The organism is Streptomyces sp. NPDC055506, assembly GCF_053643595.1.
The window spans coordinates 40,611-66,709 of the sequence record NZ_JBSHKH010000034.1 but is presented as its reverse complement, the minus strand read 5'-3'; the positions used below and the strand labels follow the sequence as shown (position 1 = coordinate 66,709).

Here is a 26,099-nt window from a genome sequence, read left to right as displayed (position 1 = left end):
TCAATTGGCAGAGCAGCCGGCTGTTAACCGGCAGGTTACTGGTTCGAGTCCAGTCCGGGGAGCTCGGTCCTCCGTAGCTCAATTGGCAGAGCAGCCGGCTGTTAACCGGCAGGTTACTGGTTCGAGTCCAGTCGGGGGAGCATGGTGAACGAGGACCCCTCTCAGGGGTCCTTTTTCATGTCTGTTCCGATCTTCTGGGAACCGCGCGGAGCCCGGCGCAGTCCTCATGGTCACGAAGGCCGTGCGAAGCCGACCATCCGAAGCAGGAGATCGTATGAGCGGCTATGCTGCGGCAGACGGCGCGCACACATGTACGCGACACGCCGCTATGGGGCGGTAGCTCAGCCGGTTAGAGCAGCGGACTCATAATCCGTCGGCCGTGGGTTCGAGTCCCACCCGCCCCACCAAGCACCATTGGTGCAGGAACGATCTGACCTGGAGAAAGGTCAGTACCGTGAGATTACCGTGGCGGCGTTCGCCACACGGGCGCCACACCGAAGCCCCGTGCGATTTCTTCGCAGCGCGAGACCCCGAGTTCTCATATCAAGGCCATTGACCCCTTCTCTTGGCAAGGAGAGGTTCAACAACGCGCTTGGGGCGCCGTCGGCCACACCATGACCTGCCGTGCCAGGGGCAAGGAACTCCCGGCGCGGAAGGAGGAACACAACCGCTCCCACAGGCGAGTTCGGGCGCGCGTCGAGCACACCTTCGCCCGCATGAAGGGCTGGCACAAGCGCTCACTCGCTGCTCCAGCCCTTGCTTCATCTATCGAATTTCGATAGATTCCCATCGTGACTCGATGGGAGGATGGGCCGTGGGAAAGCTGACAGTGAGTGCGCTGCGTGCCGTGCTCGCGGTGGTGCTCGTCGGCACCGTGTTCGTACAGGCATTGATGGTGTGGGCGTTGGTCAGTGGGAACGACCCGGAGGACGGATCGCTCCCACTGACCCCGCTGCGAGTGATCACGATCCTGGGCATGGTGTCGGTCCAGGTCGCCCTGGTCTGCGTATGGCGGCTGGTGACGATGGTGCGACGCGGAACCGTGTTCTCCCACGCCGCCTTCCGGTACGTGGACCTCGTGATCGGCGCGATCGTGACGGCTGCCCTCGTGTGGTTCGCGGTCACGATCCTCAATGCGCCGGGCCAGCGGGACGACCCGGGCGTCACCGTCATCATGGGCGGGGTCGGCGTGGCCATCCTCGGGGTCGCGCTCATCGTGCTCGTGCTGCGGATGCTGCTCGCCCAGGCCGTCGCGCGCGACGCCGAAGCGGTGCAGATGCGGGACGAGCTGGACGAGGTGATCTGACACCGATCGGGTTCCCCATACCGGGCAGTCCGCCGTCGCTCGGCAGGCGGTCCAGGTCGCGGGCGGGGCCACCATGGGCCACTTGGACCGGGCCACCGAGCCGACAAACACGCCGACGACGCTGTCCACGAGGTGCAGAGCGGACCATCCGGCCTGCGGACCGCAATACGTCGTCGTGTTACTCCGGCGGGCCCGCGGTGGCCGGAGTCGTGCCGTGGCGGCGTTGGCGGCGGGTGTAGGTGCTGACGGCCTGCCAGAGGTCGCGTCGGTCGGTGTCGGGCCAGAGGCCCGAGGTGAAGTGCAGTTCGGCGTAGGCCGTGTGCCACGGCAGGAAGTTGGAGACGCGGTGTTCTCCGCCCGTGCGCCAGAGCAGGTCCACGTCCGGCAGGTCCGGGCGGGGCAGGTGCCGTGCGAAGTCGTCCTCGGTGATCAGGTCCGGATCCAGGTGGCCGGCCCGGGTACGGCGGGCCAGGGCGGCGGCCGTTCGGGTGATCTCGTCCCGGCCGCCGTAGTCGATGCACATCGTCAGCGTCAGGCCCGTGCGGGTGCGGGTGGTGCGCTCCCGGAGGTGGAGGAGGTCGACCAGGTCGGGCGGCAGGCGGCCGGCGCGGCCGTGCCAGCCCAGCCGGACGTCGAGGTCGCGGAAGGGGTCGTCGGCCAGTTCACGGCACAGGAGGTCGAGGATCGCGTCGACCTCCTCGGCGTCACGGTGCCAGTTCTCGGTGGAGAAGGTGTAGAGGGTCAGGTGCCGCAGGCCGATGTCCAGGGCGCCGTGGACCACCTCGCGGACGGCGGTCGCTCCGGCCCGGTGACCCTCGTGCCGGGGGAGGGCCCGCTGCTCGGCCCAGCGGCCGTTGCCGTCCATGATCACGGCGACGTGGGCGGGCAGCTGGGCGGGCGGGATCTCCGGTGGCCGCTCGCCGCTGGGGTGGGGCGGCGGAGGGCGGAAGGCCGTGGTGTGCGCCGGGCGGGTGAGGGCGGGGCGTCCGCCGTGGGCCGGCTGGTGTGCGGGCGGCACCGTCAGGGGGGTCAGGCTCCAGGCCAGGGCCGCGCGGGCCCGGGCGGGGGCGAGGATCCGGGCGCGGGTGAGGAGCGCGGGCCGGGGCGGGGCCTTGAGCAGGGCCGGCCCGGCGGTGTCGATGGCGTCGAGCTGGGCGCGCAGCAGGGCCGCCATCGTGTCCAGGACGGTGGCGGGGCCGGGGTGCATGCCGCGGCTGAGACTCTCCTGGGTCACCCACCGGCGGGCCAGGCCGGTCAGGTGTGCGATCAGGGCGGCTACGGCGGGGCTCCAGCGGCGGTGCGCCAAGTCGGCGGCGGACCCGGGGTGGTTGGCGAGGGCCTCGCCGGGCAGCAGGAGGTCGCCCTGGGCGAGGTCGGCGGACAGGTCGGTGAGGATGTCCGTGAGCCGGACGCCGTCGAGGAACTCCTCGTAGGTCTCCCGGGTGTCCAGCCGGAGCGCCACGGGTACGCCGGCCCGGTCGAAGACCGTGCGGACCTGGCCGAACCAGGGCAGCAGGTTGTCCCGGCCCCAGGTGCGCCATTCTGTCCAGTCGGTGAAGTGCCTGCCGCGGGTGTCGTCCTGGACCTGGGTCATGGCCGCGTTCAGTTCGGACAGGTCCAGGCGCCAGCGGGCCGCGGTGTGTACGAGGGCGTGGCGGACGGGGTCCGGGCTGGTGCCGGTGGGCAGTTCGCGGTGCAGGGCGGTGATCCACTCCGCGACGCGGGCGGCCCGTTCGGCGGCGGGGGCGGTGCGGTCGTCGCCCAGGTCGTCGAGGGCGTTGGCGGCGGCCCACAGGGCGTGCAGCGCCGGGCGCAGCGGGGCGGGCACCAGCTGGATCAGGGCGTACTCCGCGGGGTCCTGCCGTTTGGTCCGGAGCCGGCACAGCCGGTAGGCCGCCCGCAGTGCCGGGTCGTCGCCGATCACCGTCCGCGCGGTGCTCGTGCGTCGGTCTTCCGGGGCTGGGGTCGCGGGAGGCACATCGCTGACAACGAGAGCGGTACGTCCAGGTATTGCGCTGATCAAGTGGGTTGCCGCGAGTGGGGCCGGGGTGGTCGGTGGTGCGTCGCCGGTGGGGCGTTCGCTCCCGCGGGTGGCACCGCCGGCAGGCGGCGGCAGGGTCAGGGCGCTCTCCGGCAAGGGCCCACGGGGCCGCCCGGGTCCGGGGCGCGTCACTCGCCTCACTGCTCCGATCCGCCGCCGGGCGGCTCCGCGGAGCCGGGCGGTCGCCGCCCCGAGTCGTGCCCGGGTGACCGCGGGGAGACGGTTCCGGCGACTCCAGGGGCGTGCCCGGACCGGGAGTTCGGCTGTGGTGGCGGCCCGGGTGGCCCTGAGCGGACGGTTCCGGTGGCTCCAGGGTGGTACTCGGCGTGGTGGCGGCCCGGGCGGTCCCGAGTGGATGCGTCCGGTGGCTCCAGGGGCGGACCCGGGCCCGGTGGCTCAGCTCTGGTGGCGGCGGGCGAGGGCCCTGTTCAGGGCCGCGCGGAGTTCGGGGGGCGGAGGCGGGCCTTCGGGTTCCGCGCTGGCCGTGACCGCGGCGGCCACGTCGCGGAGCTTGGTGTTGGAGAGCTGGGACGTCTCCCGGAGGATGTGCCAGGCCTGGTCGGAGGTGCAGCCGTGGGTGGCCATGAGGATGCCGCGGGCCTGGTCGATGACCGGGCGGGAGGCGATGGCCTGGCGGAGCTGCTCGACCTCCGACTGGAGGAGGTGCAGGCGCTCCGCGCGTTCCAGGGCGACCGCCGAGGAGGCGGCCGGGGCGGGGGCGCGGGGCACGGTGCGCAGCGGATCGGAGGTGTCCAGGCCCGCCAGTTCCAGGATCCGGCGCGGCTGGCCGTTCCAGTTCGTGGTCGTCACCGCCGTCGCACGCGCCCGGCTGTAGTCCGCCAGGGCGTCCAGGAACTGCAGTCCGGCCGTGTCCATGAAGCGCACGCCCCCCATGTCCAGGTCCACCCGGGTGATCGTGGCCGGCAGCTCGGCCAGGGTTCTGGCCAGGATGTCCGCACAGCCGTGAACGAGCTCACCACGCGGCGTGAGCTCGGCGCGGTCCGCGTCGACGCGGCCACTGATGACCAGGGTGTTCAACCCTCCTGTGAGGTGTGGTGATGCCGCTGACGTCATGTCACCGCCTTGTCGGTCCTCGTCGGTCGTCATCGGTCCCAGCCGGACTGTGCAACGATCACGTCGCCCCCCCGGGTGGACGTCGGTGTCAGGTGCGCCTGCCCGCCTTACGGCGTACTACACCCGGTTCGGGGGAATGAGCTTTTCCCGGACGGGTACGAGCGCTGTGGACCAAAGCGTGGGGAGAGGGGCTTGAACACTCGATATCAGGTGCCGGCCGCCGGCCCCCGCGTGCCGGGTCTGGCGGTGTTTCCGCTGGCCGGGCGGCAGGGAGTCCGGGCGGCGGGAGAAGTCGGCCTGACGACCCGTGCGATCTGGGAAGGCGTACTTGAGCAGGCTGTTCGCGAGGATGAGGACGTGTATTACCTGGAGCTCTCCGACGTGACGTTCGTCGACGTCGCGGGCGCCGGTGCGCTCGCGGCCGCGGCCGGGCAGCTCAGGGACGGCCGCAGGTTCGTCGTTCGCCGGCCGCCGCCGGCCCTGCGCCGGACGCTGGATCTGCTCTGGCCCGACCAGGCGGGAATCGAGGTGTCGACGTCATGACCACTGCCGTCACCGAGCCCTTCGGGCCCCTCGACCCCTTCGTCCACCCCGCGCTCTTCTACCGGGACGAGCAGGAGTACCTCGACGTCACCGTGCCCTTCGTGCGCGACGGCCTGGCGGCCGGCGAGCCCGTGGCGGTCGCGGTGCCCGGCAAGAACCTCGCGCTGATCCGGGATGCCCTGGGCGAGGCCGCGGGCAGCGTGAAGCTCTTGGACATGCTGGAGGCCGGGCGCAATCCGGGCCGGATCATCCCGGGCGTGCTACGCGCGTTCGCCGACACCCAGCCGTCCGGCCGCCGGGTGCGGATCATCGGCGAGCCCATCTGGGCCGGTCGCTCCGCCACCGAGTACCCCGCCTGCGTCCAGCACGAGGCGCTCATCAACGCGGCCTTCCGGGGCCGTACGGCGACCATCCTGTGTCCGTACGACGTCGAGCGGCTCCCCGAGCACGTCCTCGCCGACGCGTACGCCACCCACCCCACCGTCATCCCCTCCGGGTCCCGGGCGGAGCAGGACAGCGAGGCGTACGCGCCCTGGGCCGTCGTCGACCGCTACAACGAGCCGCTGCCGCCCGTGCCGGACGCGCTCACGTTCCCCTTCGACTCCGAATCGCTCGCCCCGGCCCGGCACGCGGCCGTCGGGGAGGCGGCGCGGCACGGTCTCACCGGCGTCAAGCTGGACGACCTGGCTCTCGCCACGGCCGAGCTCACCACGAACAGCGTGGTGCACGGCGGTGGCTCGGGTGTGCTGCGGATGTGGACCGAGGACGGCTACGTGGTGTGCGAGGTGCGCGACGAGGGGCGGCTCGCGGACATCCTGGCCGGGCGCCGGCCCGTCCCCCGCGACCAGCGCGGCGGGCGCGGGATCCTGCTGGTCAACCTGATCGCCGACCTGGTGCGGGTGCACCGGAGCGACGGCGGGACGACGGTGCGCTGCTGGTTCGCCCGCTGAGGGCCTCGCCCCCCGGGCGGCTCAGGCCCCCAGCGGATCCAGCGCCAGCGGCTCGATCTTGCCCTCCAGCATGGCGCCGAGGCCCTGTACGGCGCACACGTCAGGGCGCTCGGCGATGCGCACGGGCATGCCGGTCGCCTCGCGCAGCATCTCGTCCAGGCCCGGCAGCAGGGCGCTGCCGCCGACCATCATGATCCCCCGGTCGGCGAGGTCGGCGACCAGGTCGGGCGGGCAGTCCCGGAGCACCTTGCCGATGCCGTCGAGGATGGCGGTGAGCGGCGTCTGGATGGCGTCCCGTACGGCGGCGGTGTCGACCAGGACCGAGCGGGCCAGGCCGGTGGCGACGTCCCGGCCGTGGATCTCCGTCGAGGCCGGGCCGTGCGGGGTGAGGCCGTTGCCGGACAGGGCCAGCTGCAACGGCCGCACCGACTGGCTGGGCAGCATCAGCTCGTGCTCGTGACGCAGGTGCTGCACGATCGCGTGGTCGACGGCCTCGCCGCCCACCGGGATGCGCTCGGCGGTGACGATCGCGCCGAGGGACAGCACGGCCACCTGGGTGGCCGCCGCCCCGCACACCATGATCATCGTGGCCTCGGGCTGCTCCACGGGCAGCCCGCAGCCGACGGCGGCGGCGATCAGCGTGTCGACCAGTTCCACCCGGCGGGCCCCGAGACCGACCAGGGTCTCGATCGCGGCGCGCTGGGCCAGCGGGTCGGCGTCGTGCGGGGTGCAGGCCGCGGCGCGCAGGATCGGCTTGCGGCGCAGGCTTCGGCGCATCTTGTCGCCGAGCAGGTGCCGCAGCATGCGCTGGGCCATCTCGATGTCGATGACCGTGCCGCCGGAGACCGGCCGTACCACCCGGATGTAGTGCGGCGTACGGCCCGTCATCTTCTCGGCGAGCTCGCCGACCGCGATCAGGGCGCCGGTGCGGGTGTTCACGGCGGCGGCGGACGGCTGGTCGACGACGAGCCCGGCGCCCTTGACGTAGACGCGGGTGCGGGCCGCACCCAGGTCGACGGCGAAGTGGCAGCGGCGCAACTGCTCCAGACTGGCGGTCATGGCAGGTCCTCCCGAGAGCACAGACCGTGGAGGGCCGCCAGACGGCGGGCCTCCCTCGCATCGTGCGCGGGAGGGACCGAAGCCGCCTTTCCAAGGGGGCCGGGTGGGGCGCCGCCGAACGGGGGGTTCGGCCAGACGGACCCTAGGGCTGGAGCGAGCGCGCGGCGTCCAGCAGGGGGGCCAGGGACGTGACCGTGGTGTCGCAGCCCGCCTCGCGGAGTTGCCGGGCGGCGGTGGCGTTGCGGGCGAGGCCGATGAAGCGCAGGCCTGCCTGCTGGGCCGCGGTGAGTTCGGCGACCGTGGAGCCGATCAGTACGCCGGTCGCGGCGGCGCCGCCGGAGGAGTGCATCGCGCGCAGCAGACAGTCGGGGTGCGGGGTCAGCAGGGTGAGGTCCTCGCCGCGGCCGTGGATGCCCGCAAGGGGCAGACCGTAGGGCTCCAGATAGCGGTGGACGGCCGGTGCGCCGACGTCCGACACCACGCTCACGCGGCGGCCGAGGTCGTGCAGGGCGCGCACCAGCGGCACGGAGTTGTGGGTGGTGGGCGCGTCGGGGACCGCCTCCAGTTCGCGGGCGTCGAGGCGTTCGCGCAGGAGCGGGCCGAGCCGGTCCCGTGCGAAGGCCCGCAGCACGTCCAGGGGATGCGTGAACGTGTCCCGCACCGCGCCGGGCAGCGCGTCCCGCGGATCGCGGTGCTCGTCGACGAGGGCGAGCAGCTCGAACGCGGCCTGCGCGGCGGTGGTCGCCGAGAACAGGCGGGCCATGGGCCCGTCGAAGCCGAGGAGCACCGTCTCGGCCTCGTCGAGGAGACGGGACAACGGCCGTTCCGGGGGAGCTGCCCCCTGCGGTCCGGGCAGGGCCGCCCCTTCCGGGGCCAGCTGCACCGACGCCGTCACCGAAAGCCCCGGCACGGGCCACCGGCGCAGCCCGGCGTTGACCGCGCGCTGGGCCGCGCCCGCCCGGCGCAGCGGATGCCGTCGGGTGATCCGGGCCGCCTCCTCCAGCAGATGGTCGAGCAGCGGCTCGGACACCCGGGCGACCTCGCCGCGGACGAAGGCGACCGGGTCGTCCACGTGCCAGGACAGCTCGACAGCGGCGGCGAAGGCGCCCTTGCCGGAGCTCGGCAGGGAGACCCGGTGGTGGGACTGGTGCGTGGTGAGGTCCACCTCGTAGTACGTCACGTGCCGCGGCGGCCGGGTGCCGTGCGGCCGGGCGGGGTTGAGGAGGGTCAGCGGGCCGTCCGGCTGGGTGTGGACGACGGCCGTGCGGCCCGGGGCCGGTATGCCGAGCCGGCGCAGGTCCTGCGTGATGAAGGGGCCCTCCACCAGGTCGCGGGCCTCGGGCTCGGGGGCCGTGGCGGGGGACAGCGGGCAGTACCAGGCGACGGGCGGGGTGTCGGTGGCGCCGCCTTGGTAGAGGGGCTGGAAGCGCTGGGGTCCCTGGGCCGCCGAGCTGCCGGCGAACTGCTCGTATACGTCCGGGGAGACGACCACCTGGATGTCGGCGGGAACGGGCGGTGTCACCGCCGGGGGCGTGGGCCGGTCCCAGAACGTCACGGTGAGGGGCGGCGGGTCCACGAGCCCGGTCAGGACCTCGGGGAGCCCGCGCAGGACCGCGACCAGCACGGGGAGGACGTAGGTGCCGGGCTCGGTGTGGACGACGTAGCCGTTGCCGCGGACCCGGACGTCGAACCGGTGGGTGGCGAGGGCGCCGCGGGAGAGCATCTCGTGCACCGCGTACTCGAGGGTGATGCGGGCCTCGGGGTGGCCGGTGAGGTCGTCGGCCTCGAAGAGGATCGTGGGGCCGGCGGCCTCTTCGGACGACCTCCGGTCCAGTTCGGCCAGCGTGGTCTCGAGCTCCAGCCTGAGGGCGCGCAGTCGGTCCCGGGTGGCCGCGGCGGCGGGGCCGGGGATGCCGTCGAGGGGGTCGCCGTACCAGTGGTCGAGGGCGTGCCGGAGCTCTGCGGGGCCGCGCAGCGGGTCGCCGAGGAGTTCCTCGCAGTGGAGCGCGTCGACGTACACGTCCGGCAGGTACAGGGCGTACGAGCGCGAGAACGAGAGGAGCGCGCCGCGGGGCAGGACCTGCCGCACCTCCTCCGCCAGGCGCTCGAGGCGGTCGGCGGCCTCGCTCTCCGGCGGGAGCTCCTCCCACAAGCCTCTGGCCAGCACCTGGTGCGTCACGCGCCGTCCGTGGTCGAGGAGCAGCATGCACAGCAGGGCCTGGGCGTGCGGTGAGGGGGGCTCGATGTCGTCCGTGCCGTCGCTGATGCGCAGCGGGCCGAGCAGGGTGACGTGGCGCGGCGGCGGCCACGGGGCCGTCGCGAGCAGGAGAGCGGCGTGGTCGGCGGCTTCGGACAGGCGGTGCTTGTCGATCAGGTCGAGCAGGCGTCCGTGCTGGACCGGCACCGACATGCCCGCGGTCAGCTGCCTGAGCAGCCAGCGGAACTCGGCGACGTCCGACTCGGGGTCCTTGCCGCGGGACTCCTCGCCCAACGCGAACCGGCTGAGCAGCACGGTGCCGTCGGGCCGCAGCATCAGCCCCGCAGGCCCGCTCTCCCCCCGCACCAGACCGTGGTCGTGGAGGGCCTCGAGGCCGGCCACGCCCTGGCTCACCAGGCGGGCGATCGTCCGGAAGGTGATACCCGAGAGCACTTCGGCCAGCGACAGGCCGTCCACGAACTCCGTCACCAGGTAAGGCGCGTCGTCCTCCACCCCGAAGTCGAGCACTCGCACCAGATGCGGATGCTCCAGCTCGGCGAGCGCTCGTGCCTCCCTCAGGAACCGCTCGTGCGGGGCGGGCTGGTCGCGATATCGGCGTACGACGACCTGCTGGTCCGTGCGGACGTCCACGGCCTTGGACACGCGGCCGCTCCACCCCCGCCGCCCGATCAGCCGGTACCGCCCCGCGAACAGCGGCTCCGGCTGCCCCTCCCCGCCGAGCCGCCGTACCGTCTCCTCGCGCACCGTCGCGAACGCGGGCCCCGAGCTGTGCTGTCCGCCGTCCGTCTCGGCCCGGAACTCCCCGGCCGCGAGCCCCGCCCGTTCGTCGATCAGGCCGCCGACGCGCTCGAGGAACTCCCGGGTCCGGCCACGGGCCGTGCGGGGCAGGGAGCGCAGCAGCAACTCCCTTACGCCGGGACGGAATTCATAGGAGCCGGGCGGGCCGGGGGCCGCGGCGAGCATGCCGCTGAGGATCACCTCGGCGAGGTGCCGGGGGTGCGGGTCGCGGTCCACGGTGCGCTGGACGAGGCGCATCACGGGCACCGAGGGGACCGCCAGGGCGAGATGCCCGGCGAGGCGGAAGGCCTCGGGGGACGCGGTCGCGCGGAAGCGCAGCACCAGGTCCTCCGGGGACGCCGATGCGAGGTCGGGGGCCGGTTCGGCGGGCGGTGCGGGGGCGGGCGGCAGCCAGGCCGCCGCGCCCGGGGTGCGAACGCCGCCCGGGTCGGCGACCAGGGCCGCCCAGTGGGCGAGCCAGGGGGCGCCCGGTTCCAGGACCGGCAGGGGCAGGGCCCGGTCGGGGGGCGGCGTGGCCTCGTACGGGGTGAAGGCGAGTGCCGCCGAGGGCGCCGCCGTGGACGGGGCGGTCAGCAGGCCCGGTTCGGCGGGCAGTGCCGTGGTGGGCCAGAGGTGTTCCGGCAGGGGCTGGACCACGGCGAGCGGCATATGGCGGGCCCAGCGGCGCAGGGTGCGGTACCAGCGGTCGCCCGCCTCGCCCGGGCGCCACTGCGGGCCCATGCAGTCGCTGATGACGAGGGTGACCGTACGGCCGTCGTCGAGGACGGGGACCTGGCGGGCCCGGCCGTCCGGGGTGGCCGGATGCAGGGTGACGGTACGGAAGATGCCCGACTGGGCGAGGGCGGTGTGCAGTTCGCTCACCAGGGGGCGCCAGACCGGCATGGTGGGGCCTGTGTCGTGTACGAGGTTCAGCCGCAGCCAGCGGTCGGGGGCCGGGCGCAGTACCGGGAGCCACACGTCGGGGTGGGCGCCTAGCCGGGCGATCCGGTCGGCCGTGGCCCGTTCGTCCAGCACTCGCAGGTGTGGGGAGGGCACCTTGCGCTGCAGCGGGCGCAGGGCGCGCTGGAGTGCGAGGGGGTGGGGCAGCATCGGGGGTGCGGGGGCGAGGAGGGGGGAACCGCCGCCTGCTCCGTCCCCCGGTGCGGGGCCCGGGGAGCGCGGGGCGGGCAGGCGCAGCGGGACCCGGTGGTCGGGCGTGGGTGCCGGGGCCGTCGGTGGCGGCTCCGGGAAACGTGGTGGTACGGGGGCGGGTGGGGTGTCGCCCTCGGGCGCGCGGGCCTCGGCTGTCCCTTCCGGAGTGGCGAGACCGACGGTCCGGGGCTCCCGCGCGGACGGCTCGTCCGCCTCCAGCCGGCCCGCCAGCCACAGCAGTTCCGCGAGCTCCCGGGGCGTCGGTGACCCACCCGCGGCGGACAGGGCCGCGGCCAGGCGGGCGACCGGGGACTGCCTCGCCGCGCGACCCGTGAGCCCGTGTCGAGCCCCGGCCGCGCGGCGGCTGGTCGCCGACAGGCCGTCACCGGGGGCGCCCGAGTCGGCGTCGTCGGCCGACAGCGCGGCGGCCGGGGGGACGCGGCCCGCGCCGCGAGCGCCTGCCCGGTCCGCCCGAGGGCGCTCCCCCTCGTGCTCAGAATCCATCGCCGTCGGCCGTCGCGCTGAGGTACGGCATCAGTTGCTCGGCGAGGTCGTCGCGGGACTCGGCGTCCAGGCCGGAGACTCCGGTGAGGTAGAGGGCGTTCAGGAGCTGGTCGGTGGCGAGTTCGCCGCCGTTGGCCCGCTCAAGGAAGCGGGTGATCAGACGGTCCGCTGCGGCGTCCGGGGTGTCGAGGTGGGCGCGGACGATGTCGGTGAGCTGGTCCCGGTCGGGGCGGCGCAGCTTCAGCCGGACGCAGCGGCGCAGGAAGGCCGGCGGGAACTCGCGTTCGCCGTTGCTGGTCAGTACGACGAAGGGGAAGGCGCGGCAGCGGACCCGGCCGCGGTGGACGGCGACCGGGGTGTCCGTGCCGTCGGCCAGGACCTCGGCCGCCCCGTCGTCCGAGTGGCGGGCGGCGCGGACCAGTTCGGGGATCTCGTACTGGCCCTCCTCCAGGACGTTCAGCAGGTCGTTGGGCAGGTCGAGGTCGCTCTTGTCGATCTCGTCGACGAGCAGGGCCCGGGGCCGGCCGTAGGGGAGCAGGGCCGTGCCGAGCGGGCCCAGGCGCAGATGGTCCTCGACGTCGCCGGCGGCCGGCCGGCCCCGCCCCTGCCGGTCCTGCTCCTGCCGGTCCTGCCGCTCCCGGGCCGCGTACAGCCGGGACAGCGGGTCGTACTGGTAGAGGCCGTCGGCCAGCGAGCTGCGGCTGGTGATGTTCCAGCGCAGCACCGGGCCGAGGCGCAGCTCGCGCGCCACCGCGTACGCCAGTGAGGACTTGCCCGTGCCGGGCGGGCCGGTGACGAGCAGGGGGCGGCGCAGACAGAGCGCGGCGTTGACGAGCCGGACGCTCTCCGGGGTGGCCACGTACGACTTGGCCCGGTGCACACGGTCGGGCGAGACGGCCGTCGCGTCGTCGGTGTCGTCGGGCGGTGGCAGGGCGGGCCCGCCGTCGAAAGCGCGCCAGGGCGGTGGGTCGGGGAGGTGGTCGATGCCGTCGTGCGGCTCGTTCCTGCCGGTGTAGACCGACCAGTGCGGCATGGGGGGTGGTCTCCGCTCTCCGTTTTCGTGCTGGTGTTTCTCAAGGCGCCCCGGACCGCGTCCGGGTGGGTCAGGACACCGGCGACCCCGCGTGCGCGGCGACGGCCGCGTGCGGGTCGGTGAAGACGCGTGGGTCGTCCCAGAGCAGCTGGATGCCGTGGGCCCAGTGGTCCTCCTCCGCCTCGGCCTCCTCGCGCAGGGCCAGGATGTGGCGCGGGAGTTCGGCGGGCGGTACGGCCGTCACACAGGCGTCGAGCGCGTCGAGGAAGGCCTTGCCCGTGCAGCCGTCCGCTCCCGCGCACTCCTCCTGCCCCGAGTCGCAGCCGCCGCGCGACCACACGATGACCGGGGCCGGCGCGGTGAGCGAGGTGTCGAAGTGCGGCCGGGTACGGGAGGCGGCCGGGGCGGTGCCGAACCCGGCGAGGCAGGCGTCCGGCCGCCGCATCCGCATCCGCAGCCGCCCGGGCTCCTCCGGGCCGCCGCACTCCACACGGTGCATCCGCGCGCCCGGCAGGGAGTCCAGGCGCTTCCAGGCCCGGGTCAGGACATGCCGGGTGCTGGCCTTGCGCCGGGCGTGGTCGGTGACGACCAGCGGGTAGACGCAGCCGAGTGGGGTCGCGTCGTCGGGGGCGCTCTCCCAGAGGTCGACGGGCCAGTCCAGCCAGTCCCGGGGCAGCGCGAACGCGACCAACTCGTCGGCGCCGGGCGTCAGATACCGGAAGGCCGCCTCGATGCGGTCCCGTACGTAGGCGTGCAGCCGGTGCTCTTCGACCGTGCCGGAGTCCACCGGGTGCCGTCGCCCCTCGCTGTACGCGGACACCTCGACCCGGACCAGGCCGTCGCCCGCTCCGCTGTGCCCCAGTTCCACGAGGATGGGCGACCAGTCGGGCGCCGACGGCTCCACCGCCGGGGTGTGCAGCAGGGCTTCGAGCCGGTCGGCGAACCGGGACACGGTCCGCGCGGCGCCCGGGCCGTCGAGTTCGCACAGCACGAACAGGGCCGCCGACCACAGCGAGTCGAACCCCTCCTCGGGCGGCGGCGGGTCGAACGGGTCGGCGGCCGCGGTGTAGAGCCGGGCCGGGTCGCAGTCCACGCCCGCGCGGGCCGCCTTCTCGACCAGGGCGCGCAGCCGGGCCCGGTCGGCACCGGCGTGGTCCGAGGTGGGGACGAGGCTCTGCAGGCCGGGCCAGTAGCGGGCCATGACCTGGGTGGGCATCATCCGGCCGTTGCGCACGTCCCGGCCGCCGGCCGCCGCCGTGACCATGCCGACGACCTCGCCGGTGTCGGCCAGGGTGACGGCGGCCCCGCTGAAGCCGGGGGCCAGGGGCTGGCCTCCCAGGTGCCAGGCCTCCAGCTGGAGCCACTCCCGTTTGATCAACTGGGTTGCGGTGACGCGGTATTCGGCGAGGGTGCCCTCGTCGAAGCCGGCCGGGAAGCCGTAGACGACGAGCTTGCGGGGGCTCGTGCCGTGCGCGGCGTCGACGGGCGCGAGCGCGGCCGGGGCGATGGGCATCTCCCGGTCCAGTTCCAGCACGGCGAGGTCACCGAGGTCGGTGCCGGAGCCGGTCCAGCCGCCGTGCGCGACGACCCGGGCGGGCACGGCCGGGGAGCCGGGCCGCTCCGTGAAGGTCACCGTCAGGCCGTCGCCGTCCCGCACGACATGGGCGCAGGTCAGCACCGTGCTGGGGGTGACCAGGAAGCCCGCTCCGGCCACCCGGCCGTGTAATTCGATCCGGGCGTGCCACTCGGCGCTGTTCAGGGTGGTCTCCAGGGCGCTGCCCACGGCGCTGTTCATGACGCGGCGCCGGCCTCCCGAGCACCGGCCCCCTGCGCACCGGCCCCCTGCGCACCGGCCTCCGGCGCGGACGGGGACCAGGACAGCTTGACCACCAGATGGCCCTCGGCGGTCCCCTTGGCGATGAACGCGCCCGTCTCGGCGGACAGTTTCACCCCGAACTCGATCTCCACGCCGTCGGGCTTCAGCGAGCCGTCCCGGAAGACGCGCAGCGCGGACTCGGCGGCGGCGCGCACCCCGTCCAGGGCACCTTCGAAGGTGCGGGTCGCCTGGACCGTACCGTCGCCGCGGGAGACCAGGCGGGAGCCGGACCGCTCCTCCACCCCCTCGACCGCGACCACGGCACCGTCACCGGTCCTGAATTCGACCAACCCGTCCACGGCACCCCCGTCGTCCCACTGCACTGAGCATTTTCATTGTGACGGACGGTACTTGATGTCACGTGGGGCATCCACCGGATCTACGGTCCCACGGTCCCCCGGATCACCCCCAGCTCCACCAGATCCTGCGGCCTGATGCGGAGCTGGTCCGCCGTCGGCTCCACCTCGCGCGGCGGCCGCTTGAGGATGGCCGCCGCGAGCTCCGGGGCGATCACCGAGAAGTAACTGTCGGGCGTGGCCCAGGTGTTGCCGGGCGCCGCCAGGGCCAGCGCGCCGCCGGAGCCGCCCTCGCCGATCACCAGGGTCGTCACCGGCGTACGGGCGCCCGCCACCGCCACGAACAGGTCGGCGATCGCCGCGCCCGCGCCCTGCCGCTCCGCCTCCGCGTCGTTGGCCGCGCCCGGGGTGTCGACGAGGGTCAGCACCGGAATGCCCAGCCGGTCCGCGAGCCGGATCAGCCGGGCGGCGGTGCGGTAGCCGGCGGGACGGGTCGCGGTCCCGGTCTGCGCCGCGTAGGCGACCGTACGGCCCCGGTGCTCACCGAACCCGCACAGCATCCCGTCCGGGTCGGTGCCGCCGCAGCGGTCGCCGCTGATCGCGACCCGATGGGTGAAGTAGGCGTCCAGATAGGCGGCGGCGCGCGGCCGCCGGGGCGAGCGGGCGCGCCGGACGGCGTCCCAGCCGGTGCCGGGCAGGCCCGCGCTGTCGCCCAGCGGTTCCGGCGGCGGGGCGGGCGTACCGGACGGGGACGTCAGCAGCGGCAGCCACCGCCCCAGCGCCTCACGCAGCTCCTCCGGACGTACGACCGCGTCCACCGCGCCCGCCGCCAGCTGCGCCTCGGCCGTGTACGCCGCCGGGTCCGCGTCAGCCGGCCGCACCCGGGAGCCGGCGAAGCCGATCTGCGCCCCGGGCAGCGCGAGGACCACGTCGGCGCCCGCGCCCAGGGTGGCCCAGCCGCCACCGGTCGTCGGGTCGCGCACCACCGCGACCTGGGCAAGACCGGCCTCCCTGGTGAGCGCCGACTGGCGGGCCACCCGCTGGAGCTGGGTCAGCGCGAGCATGCCCTCCTGCATCCGGCTGCCGCCGGTGGCGACCAGCGGCACGACCGGGAGGCGGTGCTCACGGGCGTACGTGTACGCCGCCTCCAGCCGGTCCCCGGTGCGCTGTCCCAGGGAGCCGCCGAGGAAGCCGAACTCGAACGCGATCAGCACGGCCCGGGCGCCGCCGATCCGGGCGGTGCCGCAGACCACGGACTCCTGCTCGCCGGTGCGTTCGGCGGCACGGGCGCGGGAGGCGTCGTAGCCCGGCCATCCGAGCGGGCCGTCCGGCCTGGGGTCCCTTATGGACGCGGGGAGTTCGGCGAAGGTGAAGTCGTCGGCGACGAGGGCGACGATCTCGCGCGCCGAGTGCCGGTCACTCATGGGTCAGCGCCCGCTTCATGATCTTCCCCATGTCGTTGCGGGGCAGCGCGTTCAGGTGGTGGACGACCCGGGGGCGCTTGTGCGGTGCGAGGCGCTCGGCCACATGGTCGGCCAACTCGGCCAGGGCGGGCGGCGACTCGGGGTCAGCGGGCACGATCCACGCCACGATCCGCTCGCCCAGGTCGGGGTCCGGCTCCCCGGTGACCGCGGCCTCCCGCACTCCCGGGTGTTCCAGGAGCGCGTTCTCGATCTCACCCGCCCCGATCTTGTAACCGCCGCTCTTGATCAGGTCGGTGGCCTTGCGGCCGACGATCCGCACATAGCCGTCGGGGTCGCGCACCGCCATGTCGCCGGTGCGGAACCAGCCGTCGGCGGTGAAGGCGGCGGCGGTGGCGTCGGGCCGGTTGAGGTACTCGGTGAACAGGTTCGGCCCGCGCACCTGGATCTCGCCGACGGTCTCCCCGTCGTACGCGCCGACCTCCGAGCCGTCCTCCTCGACCAGCCGCAGCTCCACACCCGGCAGCGGCACGCCGACCGTGCCCGGGCGGGCCTCGCCGTCGGCACGCACGCTGGTGTTCATCAGCGTCTCCGTCATGCCGTAGCGCTCGATCACCCGCCGTCCGGTCGCGGTCGCGATCCGACCGTGGTCGTGCACGGGCAGCGCGGCCGAACCGGAGACCAGCAGCCGCGCCCCGGTCAGTGCCTTCACCAGATCCGGGTCACCGGTCACCGCCTCCGCGATCCGGTGGTACATCGTCGGCACACCGAACAGCATGGTCGCGCCCCCGGCCAGCTCACGGGTCACCCCCTGGGTGCTGAACCGGCCCAGGTGCCGGACCGACCCGCCGCGCCGCAGCGGTCCGAGCGTGCCCAGCACCAGGCCGTGCACGTGGAACAGCGGCAGTCCGTGGACGAGGACGTCGTCGCCGCTCCACTGCCAGGCGTCGGCCAGCGCGTCCAGGGTCGAGGAGATCGCCCGGCGCGGGATGACGGCGCCCTTGGGCGGGCCGGTGGTGCCGGAGGTGTAGACGATCAGGGCCGGGTCGGACTCATCGGCTTGCTCCTGGGGGGCAGGGCCGGTGGCGTGCACGTCCACGTCGAGCCGGGGCAGATCCTCCACGGGGGAGGGGAGTTGGTCCTCCGGGGCGGTGAGCACCAGGTCGGGGGCGCTGTCCGACAGGATGTGGCCGAGCTCCTTCCCGCCCGACTTCGGGTTGAGCGGCACGGCGGGGACGCCGGCCAGCAGGGCTGCGACGACGGCGACGGCGGTCTCCATCGTGGGCGTCGCCCAGACGGCGACCCGCCTGGCCTCGCCGATGCGTGCGGCGAGGGCGCCGGCCGCGGCGGCGAGTTCTCCGTACGTCAGCGAGCGCTCACCGAACCGGAGAGCGGGGCGGTCGGCCGGGGCCTCGGTCAGGGCCGGGAAGAGAGGGGTCACGCGTCCGTCTCCTTAGCTGTTGTGCCTGTCTGTCTTCTGCTGGGGCATCGGCCGGCTATCCCCAGCCGGGGACGACCATCACCAGCCATGCCGCGGCCGGTACGACCGCCACCACGATTCCTCCGTACACCATCAGCTGCCGGAAGAAACGCTCGCGGTCGACGTCCGGCGCGGCGGCCAGCACCAGGGCGCCGTTCGTGGAGAACGGGCTGACGTCCACGACGGTCGCCGATACGGCGAGTGCGGCGACCATGCCGATGGCCCCGATCTCGCCTCGTTCCAGGAAGGGGACGGCCAGGGGGATCAGCGCGCCCATGATTCCCACGGAGGAGGCGAAGGCGGAGACCAGAGCGCCGATGTAGCAGAGCAGGAGGGCGGCGAGGAGGGGGATTCCGATGCCGCCGACTCCCTCGCCGGCCCAGGTGATGGTGCCCATCTCGTCGAGGACGCCTACGTAGGTCAGTACGCCGCAGATGAGGAGGACGGTGGGCCAGGCGATCTGGGTTGTGGCCTTGCGGCTGTCTTCGGGCCACAGCGTGCTGAGGATGACTGCGAGGGTGATCGCGGTGAGGCCTGCGTCCAGGTCGAAGACGAGGACGGCGACGACCAGGGCCAGGAGGGAGGTGAGGGTGGCGATGCGGGGTGGGGTAAGGGAGGTTTCTTCGGGGCTCAGGGTGGGGGCGGCTGGGGCGGGGTGGGTCCGCAGCTCGGCGGGGCGAGGTGCCGCTTTCTGTGGGACGGGTGCCGCCCTAGCGGCACGATTGCCCGCAGCTGGGTCTGCTCCCAGCCTCAGACCGCCGCACACCACGAACACCACCCCGGCGATCACCAAATTCGCCGCCAGCGACGCCAAGAAGAGGACGAGTTCGTTGCCCGGGAGTTTCTCGCGCTCGACGATGCCGTTGACGATCGAGCCGTAGATGCTGATCGGGGAGAAGCCGCCGGCCTGGGCGCCGTGTACGACCATCGCGCCCATCAGGAGCGGGCTGATCCCGTAGCGCGTGGCGAAGCTCAGGGCGATCGGGGCGACGATCGCGACCGCGGCCGGGCTGACCGCGCCGATCGCCGTGAGCGCGCCGGTCAGCGCGAACATCACCCAGGGGATGAGCGCCACCCGCCCCCGCACGAGCCGGACGGCGGCGTGCACCAGCCAGTCGGTGGTGCCGTTGGCGCGGGCGATCGCGAAGAGGTACGTGACACCGACCAGGACGACGAACAGGTCACCGGGGAAGCCGGCGAAGATGCCGTCCGCGTCGAGGTCGGCGACGAGCCCGCCCACCCCGAAGGCCGCGGCGAAGGCGAGCGCGCCCATGTTGACGGAACGGGTGGTGGCGATGACGAACACCACGACGAGGACGAGGATCGAGATGAGTTCGGGGGACATACGGGCTCCCGTCGTTGGGCCCCGGAGCGGCTTGGGAGCACCTGGGAGTGGCCGAGTGGCTGAACCACTTGAGGTGCGTTGGCTGAAAGCGTGGGTGCGGCCCGGGCGCCCGTCAAGGGGTCGGGCGATAATTGGTTCAGCCACTTGGCCACTGGGTCGGGTGAATGCGACAGGCCCGGTGCTACGCTCCCGGCGAGAGGGGGACTCCGTGACCGACGCCCTGCGCCCCATGACGAAACAGCGCCTCTACGAACAGGTGCTGGAGCGGCTGCGCCAGTACGTCGCCGAGGGCGGGCTGCGCGCCGGCGACCGGCTGCCGCCCGAGCGTGATCTCGCGCAGCGGCTCGGGGTCAGCCGAGCCTCGGTGAAGCAGGCGATCGTGGTGCTGGAGGTCCAGGGCCTGGTGGAGGCCCGGCACGGGGGCGGTACGTACCTCGTGCGGGACAGTCTCGACACCGAGCCCGTGGAGCGGATGGTCGAACGCCGCAGGCGCCTCCCGGATGTCCTGGAGGCCCGGGAGGCGCTGGAGACGAAGCTCGCCGAACTGGCCGCCGAGCGGCGCACGGAGGACGATCTGGCGGCGATGCGCTCGGCGCTCGTCCACATGACGGAGGAGATCGAGGCGGGCGGTCACGGCGTGGAGGGCGACCGCCTGTTCCACGCGGCCGTGACGGCGGCGGCCCACAGCAGTCTGCTCGCCGAGTTCATGCGCTCCATCGCCGAGCAGATCGCCGAGAGCCGCACCGAGTCGCTCCGCCAGCCCGGCCGTCCGTCCCGCTCCCTCTCCCAGCACCGGGCCATCCTCGACGCGATCGCCGCGCGGCAGCCCCGCCAGGCGGCCACGGCCATGCGCCGCCATGTCCGCACGGTGGCGAAGGTGCGGCTGCTGGACTGGGAGCCGGGCGAGGAGGAGTAGCGGCCCGGGTCAGGCCGCCCGCTGCACCACGTCCGCCACCACACAGCTGACGTTGTCCGGGCCGCCCGCCTCGTTCGCCGCGTCAACCAGGGCCCGGACCGTCTCGTCCGGGCTGGTCCGCGAGGTGAGCAGGTCGTGTACGCGGTCCTCGGGGACGACACTCGACAGGCCGTCGGAGCACAGCAGGTAGCGGTCGCCCGGGTGGGCGTCGTGCAGACGGAGGTCCGGGATCACCGTCGTCCCGCCGCCCGTCAGGGCCTTCAGGAGCAGGGCCCGCTGGGGGTGGGAGACGGCTTCATCGGCGGTCAGGCGTCCCTCGTCGATCATCGACTGGACGACGGTGTGGTCATGGGTGATGAGGAACAGTTCGCCGTCGCGCAGCAGATAGGCGCGGGAGTCGCCGATGTGCACCAGGGCCAGTCGCGAGCCCGTCCACAGCAGGGCGGTCAGGGTCGTGCCGATGTCGTCGGCGCCGTCGGCCACGTCCTGGACGGCCTGGGCCGCGCCCCGTACCGCGTCCTCCAGCAGGTTGAGGACCCCGCCGGCCGGGATCTCGTCGGTGTCCAGGGAGCGCAGTGCCGCCACGGCGGCGCTGCTCGCGGGCGCGCCCGCCGGTCCGAAGCCGTCGGCGACGGCGAGCAGCCGGGTGCCCGCGTAGGCGGTGTCCTGGTTGGCGGGGCGGACGCGTCCGGTGTCCGAGTGTGCGGAGTACCGCAGTTCCAGCATGGCGGTGTCCTTTCCTGGCTCTTGCGAGTCCGTCGTCAGGTGATCGACCAGGAACGCGGCGAGGTCCCGCCGTACCGCCGTCTCCGCCTCGACCCGCGCCCAGTAGGCGCGGATCTCGCGGGCGGCGGCCGTCGAGTCGAGTGCGCACAGCCGGCCCACCCGGCGGATCTCGGCCAGCGGCATGCTCAGCCGCCGCAGCCACGCCACCAGCCGGGCCTGCTCCAGCTGGGCCACCGCGTAGTACCGGTATCCCGTGTCCGGGTCCACCCGGGCGGGCCGCAGCAGGTCCAGCTCGTCGTACAGGCGCAGTGCCTTCGGCGAGAGCCGGCACGCCTTCGCGAACGCGCCGATCGTCAGCATTTCCATGCGTCCCCCCGCCTTCCTCGCGCTCGTCGCGCTCGTCGTGTTCCTTGGTTCCGCCACCGATGCTGGGGCTTCACCGAAGGTGAAGGTCAAACAGGGTGCCGAGGTTCCGTCGGCCGTTGTTAGCCTGCTCCGGAATCGATCGTTTGCCCGAGAATGGAGTCGCCGTGGCCGGCACCCCGCGCATCGCGCTCGTCACCTACGACCCCGGCGGCGAGGTGACCAAGGACCAGGACCTGCCGGTGCTGGCGGACGCGCTGCGGGAGGCCGGGGCCGAGGTCGCCGTCGTGTACTGGGACGACCCCGAGGTGGACTGGGCCGGGTTCGGCCTCGTCGTCATACGGTCCACCTGGGACTACAGCTGGCGGGCCGGGGAGTTCACGGCGTGGGCGGAGCGGTGCGCGAAGGTGACGCGGCTCGCCAACCCGGTGGACGTCGTGCGGTGGAACGCCGACAAGAGGTACCTGGGCCGGCTCGCGGAGGCCGGAGTACCGGCCGTGCCCACCCGCTACTTCGCGCCCGGCGACTCAGTCGACCTGCCCGACGGCCACGAGTACGTCGTGAAGCCCACCTCCGGCGCCGGCGCCCGCTACGCCGCCCGCTACCCGGCCGGAGAGCGCGACGCGGCCCTGCGCCAGGTCGAGCGCATGCACGCCGAGGGCTTCACCGTCATGCTCCAGCCCTATCTGACCAGCATCGACACCCACGGCGAGCGGGCCCTGCAGTTCTTCGGCGGGCATCTGCTGCACGCCAGCCGCAAGGGCGCCGTCCTCGCGCCGGGAACCCCGTACGACGCAGACAAGATCGCCCACCCGGACCTTCAGCCCTGGGAGCCGACGCCCGCCGAACGGGCCGTCGCCGAGCGGGCCCTGGCCGCGGTGCCCCTGTCCGGTGATCAGGAGCTGCTGTACGCGCGCGTGGACCTCGTCACCGGGCCGGACGGGGAGCCGTGCGTGATGGAACTGGAGCTGATCGAGCCGAATCTGTTCCTGTGGCTGCACCCGGATTCGCTGCCGAGGGTGGTGGAGGCGGTGCTCGCAGCCGCCGGCTGATCGCTGCGACGCGTGGGGCATACATCCCACAGTGAGGCTTTTGGTGTACTGGTAGGGCCATGCCCTCCGAGCGACGGTCCTGGGCACCGCTGCTGGCGGTGTGTGCCGGGTACTTCATGGTGATCCTGGACGTGACCGTCATCAACGTCGCCGTGCCGGTGATCGGGCGGGAGCTGTCGGCCTCGCTGACCGGCATCCAGTGGATCACCGACGGGTACACCCTGGTCTTCGCCGGGTTCCTGCTGACGGGCGGTGCGCTGGGGGACCGGCTGGGCAACCGGCGGGTGTTCTGCACGGGCGTCGCGGTGTTCACCCTGTCCTCGGCCGCGTGCGCGCTGGCGCCCGACGCGCCCTTCCTGGTGGCGGCCCGGCTGGCCGAGGGGCTCGGGGCGGCGCTCATCGTGCCCGGTTCCCTGGCGCTGCTCCAGCAGGCCTACCCGGAGAAGGCCGTACGCTCGCGGGCCTTCGGGCTGTGGGGTTCGATGGCGGGCATCGCGGCCTCCGCCGGGCCGCTGCTGGGCGGGCTGCTCGTCTCCACGGCGGGCTGGCGCTGGGTGTTCCTCATCAACCTGCCCGTCGGCGCGGCCTGTCTGGCGCTGACCCTCCGGCACGTCGGCCGCTCGCCCCGGCGTGCCGACCGGCCCCTGGACTGGCCGGCGCAGTGCGCGGTCGTGGCGGCGGTGGCCCTGCTGACGGCGTCGCTCAACGAGGCCGGACGGCGGGGCTGGACCGACCCGGCCGTGCTCGCCGGTGCGGGCCTGGCCGTACTGGCCGCCGCGGCCTTCGCGCTGCGCGAGCGGCTGGCCCGCTCCCCGGTGCTGCCCCTCGGCCTGCTGCGGTCGCGTGCCATGAGCGGCGGCGCCGTCATCGGCCTGCTGTTCAACTTCGGTTTCTACGGCATGGTGTTCACCGCCAGCCTGGAGTTCCAGCACCAGCGCGGCTTCAGCGCCCTCGGCACCGGGCTCGCGCTGTTCCCGGCGGTGGCGATGACCATGTTCGCCTCCGTCCTGTCGGGCCGGCTGACCCGCCGCACCGGCGACCGTCCGCTGGTGGTCTCCGGCATGCTCCTGGCCGCACTCGGGCTGGCCGGCTGGGCCGCGGCCGGCGCCGACCCCGCCTACGCGCTGCTGGTGGCCCCGATGATGGCCGCCGGATTCGGTACGTCCTTCGCCCTCACCGGCTCGACCACCACCGTGATGGGCGCCGCCCCCGAGGCGTACTCGGGGGCCGCCTCCGCCCTGTTCAACACCACCCGCCAGATCGGCAGCGCCACCGGCGTGGCCCTCGGCGGCAGCCTGCTCGCCTCGGCCACCGACTACGGCACCGGGATCCGCACCAGCATGCTCATCGGCGCCCTCGCCTATCTGGCCGCCGCGGGCCTCGCCTGGCGGTGCGTTCCCGCGAAGAGCGCGGCCCCGAGGCCGGAGCCCTCTCAGTCCTGACGGCCGGTGACGGCCACCCGCTGCAGCAGCCCCCAGGTGAACTCGGCGACGACGTCCCGCCGCACCCCCGCCGCGTCCGGCGCCGTGAACGCCAGCCCCCACCGGGTCGGTGCCGTGCCCTCCAGGGGACGGGCCGGGGCGAAGACGCGGGCCGCCTCGTCGACCGTGCACGACCAGGGGGCGAGATCGTCGAGGGTGCGCAGCTCGGGGCCCTCGGCGCCCGGCGCGCGGACCAGCCACTCGTTCCACACGGCGCCGTTCGGGGCGGCCAGGACCTCGAAGCGCAGGGCGGGCCAGAGCGGCACGGGCCACAGCCACGCCTCGCAGTCCAGGTCGCCGATGCGGCGGGGCGTCCAAGACTCCGCTTCACCGAGGACCGAGCGGTAGCGGGACAGGGGCGGGCGGGAGCGCGGGGAGCGGATCATCGCCTGCCAGCGTTTGTTCGCCTCGCGCATGTCCGCGAGGGAGACCCCCAGCTCGTGCCGGGCGTCCTCCACCAGGCCGGGGTTGTGGTCGGCCATGCGGCGCAGCAGCACCAGCTGGAAATCGAGCGGGGTGAAGGGGCTAGCGGGGCGCTTTCCGGAGGGCATGGGAACCATCGTCGCCCACGGGGGCCGTTCCGGGGCGGCGGCCGTCGGGCAGGAAGAGCACGGAGTTGACGTAGCGCGGGCCCCTGAGCAGGGGGGTGGGCAGGACGCGGCGGAGCAGGCCGTGGGAGACGACGTAGGAGGCGTCGGCCTGGTGGTCCTCCAGCGGGAAGTCCGCCAGCGGCACCCAGGTGTCGCCCGGCAGCACCCAGCCGTCGTAGCCCAGCAGGGCCAGATAGGTCACCACCGGGGCGATCGGCTGGATGCGGGACTCCAGCTCCACGAACAGGGCCGGCCGGTCACGGGCCAGCAGACCCGTCGCCCCGCGCAGGACCGCCGGCTCGTTGCCGTCCACGTCGATCTTGATGAAGCCGACGTCGCGCAGCCCCAGTTCGTCCAGCGTGACGCAGGGGACGTCCAGCGCCCGGCCGTGGATGTCACGGCGGACCAGCGAGGACACGCCCCGGTCGCCCGAGTCGTCCGACGGCAGCCACAGGCGGGCGAGACCCGGGCGGTCCGAGGCCGCCGCACGCACCACCCGTACGTTCGGCGGGACGGCGGCGGCCAGCAGCCGGGCCAGATGGGGCACCGGCTCGATCGTCACGACCTGCTCGGCGCGGCCGGACAGCCGGTGCGTCCAGGGGCCGTACCAGCCGCCGACGTCCACCGCCGTACCGCAGTCCGGCGGGCACAGCTCGGCGAGCCGGGCCAGCTCCGGTTCGAAGCGGGGATACAGGGCCCGGGCCGTCGCGGCCACCAGCCGGGTGGGCAGGAGGGGAGCGAGGCGGGCCGCCAGGCTGGTCACGGTGCCATCCTCTTGAGGAGTTCCTCGTGCTCGTCGTCCGGCACCTGCTCGCCCGAGGACGGCAGCAGCTGCGGAATGCCGTCGAGGATCGGATAGCGGCGGCGCAGCCGCGGGTTGTACAGGGCCTCCTCCTGCTCGGCATCCTCGGCCAGCAGATGCAGCGGGCCCTTGTCGAGCGGGCACGCCAGGATCTTCAGCAGCGGGTCGTCGGGTTTCATGGGGATGCCAACTCCTTGGCTGGGGCGGGCTCCTGGGGAGCGGAGTCGTGTTTGGGCATGGTCAGCAGTACGGCGACGGCCAGGGTGGTGCCCGCCACCCGCAGCGCGAGCCGCAGTGGCTCGTCCGGCAGCGCCTCGCCGAACGACAGCGTGCCGAGCACCGCCGTGAACAGGCAGGTCACGGTCGTGCACACCGGCACGATCAGCGAGGCCCGGCAGCGCTGCAGCGCCGCCTGCGACATCACCAGGCCGAACACGCCGGTGAACAGCAGCAGATACGGATACGGGGAGGCCAGCAGGTCCAGGACCGCGCCGCCGATCCCGCTGGTCGTCAGATGGCTCGACACGCCCTTGATGGCCAGCGAGCTGACGCCGTACAGCAGGCCCACGGCCACGCCGTACTCGACGCCGGTCGTCGGGCGCCGGTGCCGGTTGCGGGTGCGCCGCTCGGCGGAGCCGTACAGCCACACCCCGGCCGCCAGTGACGGCACGCACACCAGCAGGATCAGCGGGTAGGGCGCCTCCTGGCTGACCGAGTCCGAGCCCTCGCGCAGGGACAGCACCACCATCAGCAGCGCGAGCAGGATCGCGCCCAGCGCGTACCGCTCCCGGCCGGTCGTCTCCTCGCCGAGCAGCCGCGCCGACAGCAGCACCAGCAGCACCAGGCCGGAGACGAAGATGCCCTGCGCGGCGGCGATCGGCAGCGTCCGGTACACGGCGAGCTGGGCGGCGAACCCGGCCGCGAGCGAGAGCGAACCGCCGATCCACAGCGGGCTGCCGAGCACCAGGCGCAGCAGCCGGGCGGGCTGCCGGATCGTTACTTCCGGCAGGGCGGCGAGCGCGCGCTTCTCCAGGACGAATCCGGTGCTGTACAGGACGTTCGCCAGCAGGGCCGCGGCCACTCCCCACCACATG

Annotated in this window: 21 protein-coding genes, 3 tRNA genes and 1 pseudogene; 10 read left to right on the top strand and 15 right to left on the bottom strand. The window is 73.7% G+C overall.

What is annotated here, in order from left to right; all coding sequences use genetic code 11:
• The 5 genes and pseudogenes from ACWIF2_RS15880 to ACWIF2_RS15860 all read left to right on the top strand — a co-directional run bounded on the left by ACWIF2_RS15880 (position 1) and on the right by ACWIF2_RS15860 (position 1,306).
• Positions 1-59 (top strand) — tRNA-Asn (locus ACWIF2_RS15880).
• A gap of 8 nt (positions 60-67) precedes the next feature.
• A tRNA-Asn gene (locus tag ACWIF2_RS15875) sits at positions 68-140 on the top strand.
• Positions 141-330: 190 nt separating this feature from the next.
• Positions 331-407 (top strand) — tRNA-Ile (locus ACWIF2_RS15870).
• Positions 408-623: 216 nt separating this feature from the next.
• Positions 624-728, top strand: a pseudogene (locus ACWIF2_RS15865) (IS5/IS1182 family transposase); the annotation flags it as partial.
• 86 nt (positions 729-814) lie between these two features.
• Entirely contained in the window at positions 815-1,306 is a 492-nt protein-coding gene (locus ACWIF2_RS15860) for a DUF2975 domain-containing protein (protein ID WP_454360903.1), read from the top strand.
• Between the two features lie 178 nt (positions 1,307-1,484).
• Here the strand turns inward: ACWIF2_RS15860 and uppS are convergent, their stop codons facing one another.
• Both uppS and ACWIF2_RS15850 read right to left on the bottom strand, forming a co-directional pair.
• Positions 1,485-3,230, bottom strand: coding sequence for a polyprenyl diphosphate synthase (gene uppS, locus ACWIF2_RS15855; RefSeq protein WP_454360901.1), 1,746 nt, complete (start codon positions 3,228-3,230; stop codon positions 1,485-1,487).
• 513 nt (positions 3,231-3,743) lie between these two features.
• Complete coding sequence (locus tag ACWIF2_RS15850; protein ID WP_454360899.1) at positions 3,744-4,421, bottom strand: ANTAR domain-containing protein; 678 nt, start codon at positions 4,419-4,421, stop codon at positions 3,744-3,746.
• Positions 4,422-4,613: 192 nt separating this feature from the next.
• Between ACWIF2_RS15850 and ACWIF2_RS15845 the strand changes: the two genes are divergently transcribed.
• Both ACWIF2_RS15845 and ACWIF2_RS15840 read left to right on the top strand, forming a co-directional pair.
• On the top strand, positions 4,614-4,964 hold the full coding sequence (locus ACWIF2_RS15845) for an STAS domain-containing protein (RefSeq protein WP_184592308.1): 351 nt from the start codon (positions 4,614-4,616) through the stop codon (positions 4,962-4,964).
• Positions 4,961-5,914, top strand: a complete 954-nt coding sequence (locus ACWIF2_RS15840) for an anti-sigma factor RsbA family regulatory protein (RefSeq protein ID WP_454360897.1) — start codon at positions 4,961-4,963, stop codon at positions 5,912-5,914. Before ACWIF2_RS15845 ends, ACWIF2_RS15840 begins: the two co-directional genes overlap by 4 nt.
• Before the next feature lie 21 nt (positions 5,915-5,935).
• Here ACWIF2_RS15840 and ACWIF2_RS15835 read toward each other — a convergent pair whose 3' ends face one another.
• From ACWIF2_RS15835 to ACWIF2_RS15800, 8 genes are all read right to left on the bottom strand, one after another.
• A complete protein-coding gene (locus ACWIF2_RS15835; protein ID WP_454360895.1) occupies positions 5,936-6,973 on the bottom strand; it encodes a rod shape-determining protein in 1,038 nt (345 codons plus the stop codon).
• Between the two features lie 142 nt (positions 6,974-7,115).
• A complete protein-coding gene (locus tag ACWIF2_RS15830; protein WP_454360893.1) occupies positions 7,116-11,624 on the bottom strand; it encodes an SAV_2336 N-terminal domain-related protein in 4,509 nt (1,502 codons plus the stop codon).
• Positions 11,614-12,657 carry an AAA family ATPase gene (locus ACWIF2_RS15825; protein ID WP_454360891.1) on the bottom strand — a complete coding sequence of 348 codons (1,044 nt, stop codon included), beginning with the start codon at positions 12,655-12,657 and terminating at the stop codon, positions 11,614-11,616. Before ACWIF2_RS15825 ends, ACWIF2_RS15830 begins: the two co-directional genes overlap by 11 nt.
• A 70-nt stretch (positions 12,658-12,727) precedes the next feature.
• Positions 12,728-14,452 carry a VMAP-C domain-containing protein gene (locus ACWIF2_RS15820; RefSeq protein ID WP_454360889.1) on the bottom strand — a complete coding sequence of 575 codons (1,725 nt, stop codon included), beginning with the start codon at positions 14,450-14,452 and terminating at the stop codon, positions 12,728-12,730.
• Positions 14,449-14,832 carry a CU044_2847 family protein gene (locus tag ACWIF2_RS15815; protein WP_454360887.1) on the bottom strand — a complete coding sequence of 128 codons (384 nt, stop codon included), beginning with the start codon at positions 14,830-14,832 and terminating at the stop codon, positions 14,449-14,451. Before ACWIF2_RS15815 ends, ACWIF2_RS15820 begins: the two co-directional genes overlap by 4 nt.
• Before the next feature lie 80 nt (positions 14,833-14,912).
• On the bottom strand, positions 14,913-16,253 hold the full coding sequence (locus tag ACWIF2_RS15810) for a carboxyl transferase domain-containing protein (protein WP_454360885.1): 1,341 nt from the start codon (positions 16,251-16,253) through the stop codon (positions 14,913-14,915).
• The gene (locus ACWIF2_RS15805; RefSeq protein ID WP_454360883.1) at positions 16,246-17,691 is read right to left on the bottom strand and encodes an acyl-CoA synthetase; all 1,446 of its coding nucleotides are present in this window, start codon (positions 17,689-17,691) and stop codon (positions 16,246-16,248) included. Before ACWIF2_RS15805 ends, ACWIF2_RS15810 begins: the two co-directional genes overlap by 8 nt.
• A 55-nt stretch (positions 17,692-17,746) precedes the next feature.
• The gene (locus tag ACWIF2_RS15800; RefSeq protein WP_454360881.1) at positions 17,747-19,075 is read right to left on the bottom strand and encodes an SLC13 family permease; all 1,329 of its coding nucleotides are present in this window, start codon (positions 19,073-19,075) and stop codon (positions 17,747-17,749) included.
• Between the two features lie 208 nt (positions 19,076-19,283).
• Here ACWIF2_RS15800 and ACWIF2_RS15795 point away from each other — a divergent pair, with 208 nt between their 5' ends.
• Complete coding sequence (locus tag ACWIF2_RS15795) at positions 19,284-19,991, top strand: FadR/GntR family transcriptional regulator (protein ID WP_454360879.1); 708 nt, start codon at positions 19,284-19,286, stop codon at positions 19,989-19,991.
• 9 nt (positions 19,992-20,000) lie between these two features.
• Here the strand turns inward: ACWIF2_RS15795 and ACWIF2_RS15790 are convergent, their stop codons facing one another.
• Positions 20,001-21,083, bottom strand: coding sequence for a MerR family transcriptional regulator (locus tag ACWIF2_RS15790; RefSeq protein ID WP_454360877.1), 1,083 nt, complete (start codon positions 21,081-21,083; stop codon positions 20,001-20,003).
• A gap of 164 nt (positions 21,084-21,247) precedes the next feature.
• Between ACWIF2_RS15790 and ACWIF2_RS15785 the strand changes: the two genes are divergently transcribed.
• Both ACWIF2_RS15785 and ACWIF2_RS15780 read left to right on the top strand, forming a co-directional pair.
• Complete coding sequence (locus ACWIF2_RS15785; protein WP_454360875.1) at positions 21,248-22,132, top strand: ATP-grasp domain-containing protein; 885 nt, start codon at positions 21,248-21,250, stop codon at positions 22,130-22,132.
• A gap of 59 nt (positions 22,133-22,191) precedes the next feature.
• Positions 22,192-23,574, top strand: coding sequence for an MFS transporter (locus ACWIF2_RS15780; protein ID WP_454360873.1), 1,383 nt, complete (start codon positions 22,192-22,194; stop codon positions 23,572-23,574).
• Here the strand turns inward: ACWIF2_RS15780 and ACWIF2_RS15775 are convergent.
• The 4 genes from ACWIF2_RS15775 to ACWIF2_RS15760 are packed head-to-tail and all read right to left on the bottom strand — an operon-like array spanning position 23,565 to position 26,086.
• Complete coding sequence (locus tag ACWIF2_RS15775; protein WP_454360871.1) at positions 23,565-24,173, bottom strand: hypothetical protein; 609 nt, start codon at positions 24,171-24,173, stop codon at positions 23,565-23,567. The two genes, ACWIF2_RS15780 and ACWIF2_RS15775, sit on opposite strands and share 10 nt — an antisense overlap.
• Positions 24,139-24,966, bottom strand: a complete 828-nt coding sequence (locus ACWIF2_RS15770; protein ID WP_454360869.1) for an FkbM family methyltransferase — start codon at positions 24,964-24,966, stop codon at positions 24,139-24,141. The genes ACWIF2_RS15775 and ACWIF2_RS15770 overlap by 35 nt, the downstream gene beginning before the upstream one ends.
• On the bottom strand, positions 24,963-25,184 hold the full coding sequence (locus ACWIF2_RS15765) for a Trm112 family protein (protein ID WP_454360867.1): 222 nt from the start codon (positions 25,182-25,184) through the stop codon (positions 24,963-24,965). The genes ACWIF2_RS15770 and ACWIF2_RS15765 overlap by 4 nt, the downstream gene beginning before the upstream one ends.
• Positions 25,181-26,086, bottom strand: a complete 906-nt coding sequence (locus tag ACWIF2_RS15760; protein WP_454360913.1) for a hypothetical protein — start codon at positions 26,084-26,086, stop codon at positions 25,181-25,183. Before ACWIF2_RS15760 ends, ACWIF2_RS15765 begins: the two co-directional genes overlap by 4 nt.
• Positions 26,087-26,099 lie beyond the last annotated feature (13 nt).

Coding starts and splice junctions, on each gene's coding strand:
- ACWIF2_RS15850 (WP_454360899.1), bottom strand. CDS start 4,421: ATGACGTCAGCGGCATCACCACACCTCACAGGAGGGTTGAACACCCTG.
- ACWIF2_RS15840 (WP_454360897.1), top strand. CDS start 4,961: ATGACCACTGCCGTCACCGAGCCCTTCGGGCCCCTCGACCCCTTCGTC.
- ACWIF2_RS15835 (WP_454360895.1), bottom strand. CDS start 6,973: ATGACCGCCAGTCTGGAGCAGTTGCGCCGCTGCCACTTCGCCGTCGAC.
- ACWIF2_RS15830 (WP_454360893.1), bottom strand. CDS start 11,624: ATGGATTCTGAGCACGAGGGGGAGCGCCCTCGGGCGGACCGGGCAGGC.
- ACWIF2_RS15825 (WP_454360891.1), bottom strand. CDS start 12,657: ATGCCGCACTGGTCGGTCTACACCGGCAGGAACGAGCCGCACGACGGC.
- ACWIF2_RS15820 (WP_454360889.1), bottom strand. CDS start 14,452: ATGAACAGCGCCGTGGGCAGCGCCCTGGAGACCACCCTGAACAGCGCC.
- ACWIF2_RS15810 (WP_454360885.1), bottom strand. CDS start 16,253: ATGAGTGACCGGCACTCGGCGCGCGAGATCGTCGCCCTCGTCGCCGAC.
- ACWIF2_RS15800 (WP_454360881.1), bottom strand. CDS start 19,075: ATGTCCCCCGAACTCATCTCGATCCTCGTCCTCGTCGTGGTGTTCGTC.
- ACWIF2_RS15790 (WP_454360877.1), bottom strand. CDS start 21,083: ATGGAAATGCTGACGATCGGCGCGTTCGCGAAGGCGTGCCGGCTCTCG.
- ACWIF2_RS15780 (WP_454360873.1), top strand. CDS start 22,192: ATGCCCTCCGAGCGACGGTCCTGGGCACCGCTGCTGGCGGTGTGTGCC.
- ACWIF2_RS15775 (WP_454360871.1), bottom strand. CDS start 24,173: ATGGTTCCCATGCCCTCCGGAAAGCGCCCCGCTAGCCCCTTCACCCCG.
- ACWIF2_RS15765 (WP_454360867.1), bottom strand. CDS start 25,184: ATGAAACCCGACGACCCGCTGCTGAAGATCCTGGCGTGCCCGCTCGAC.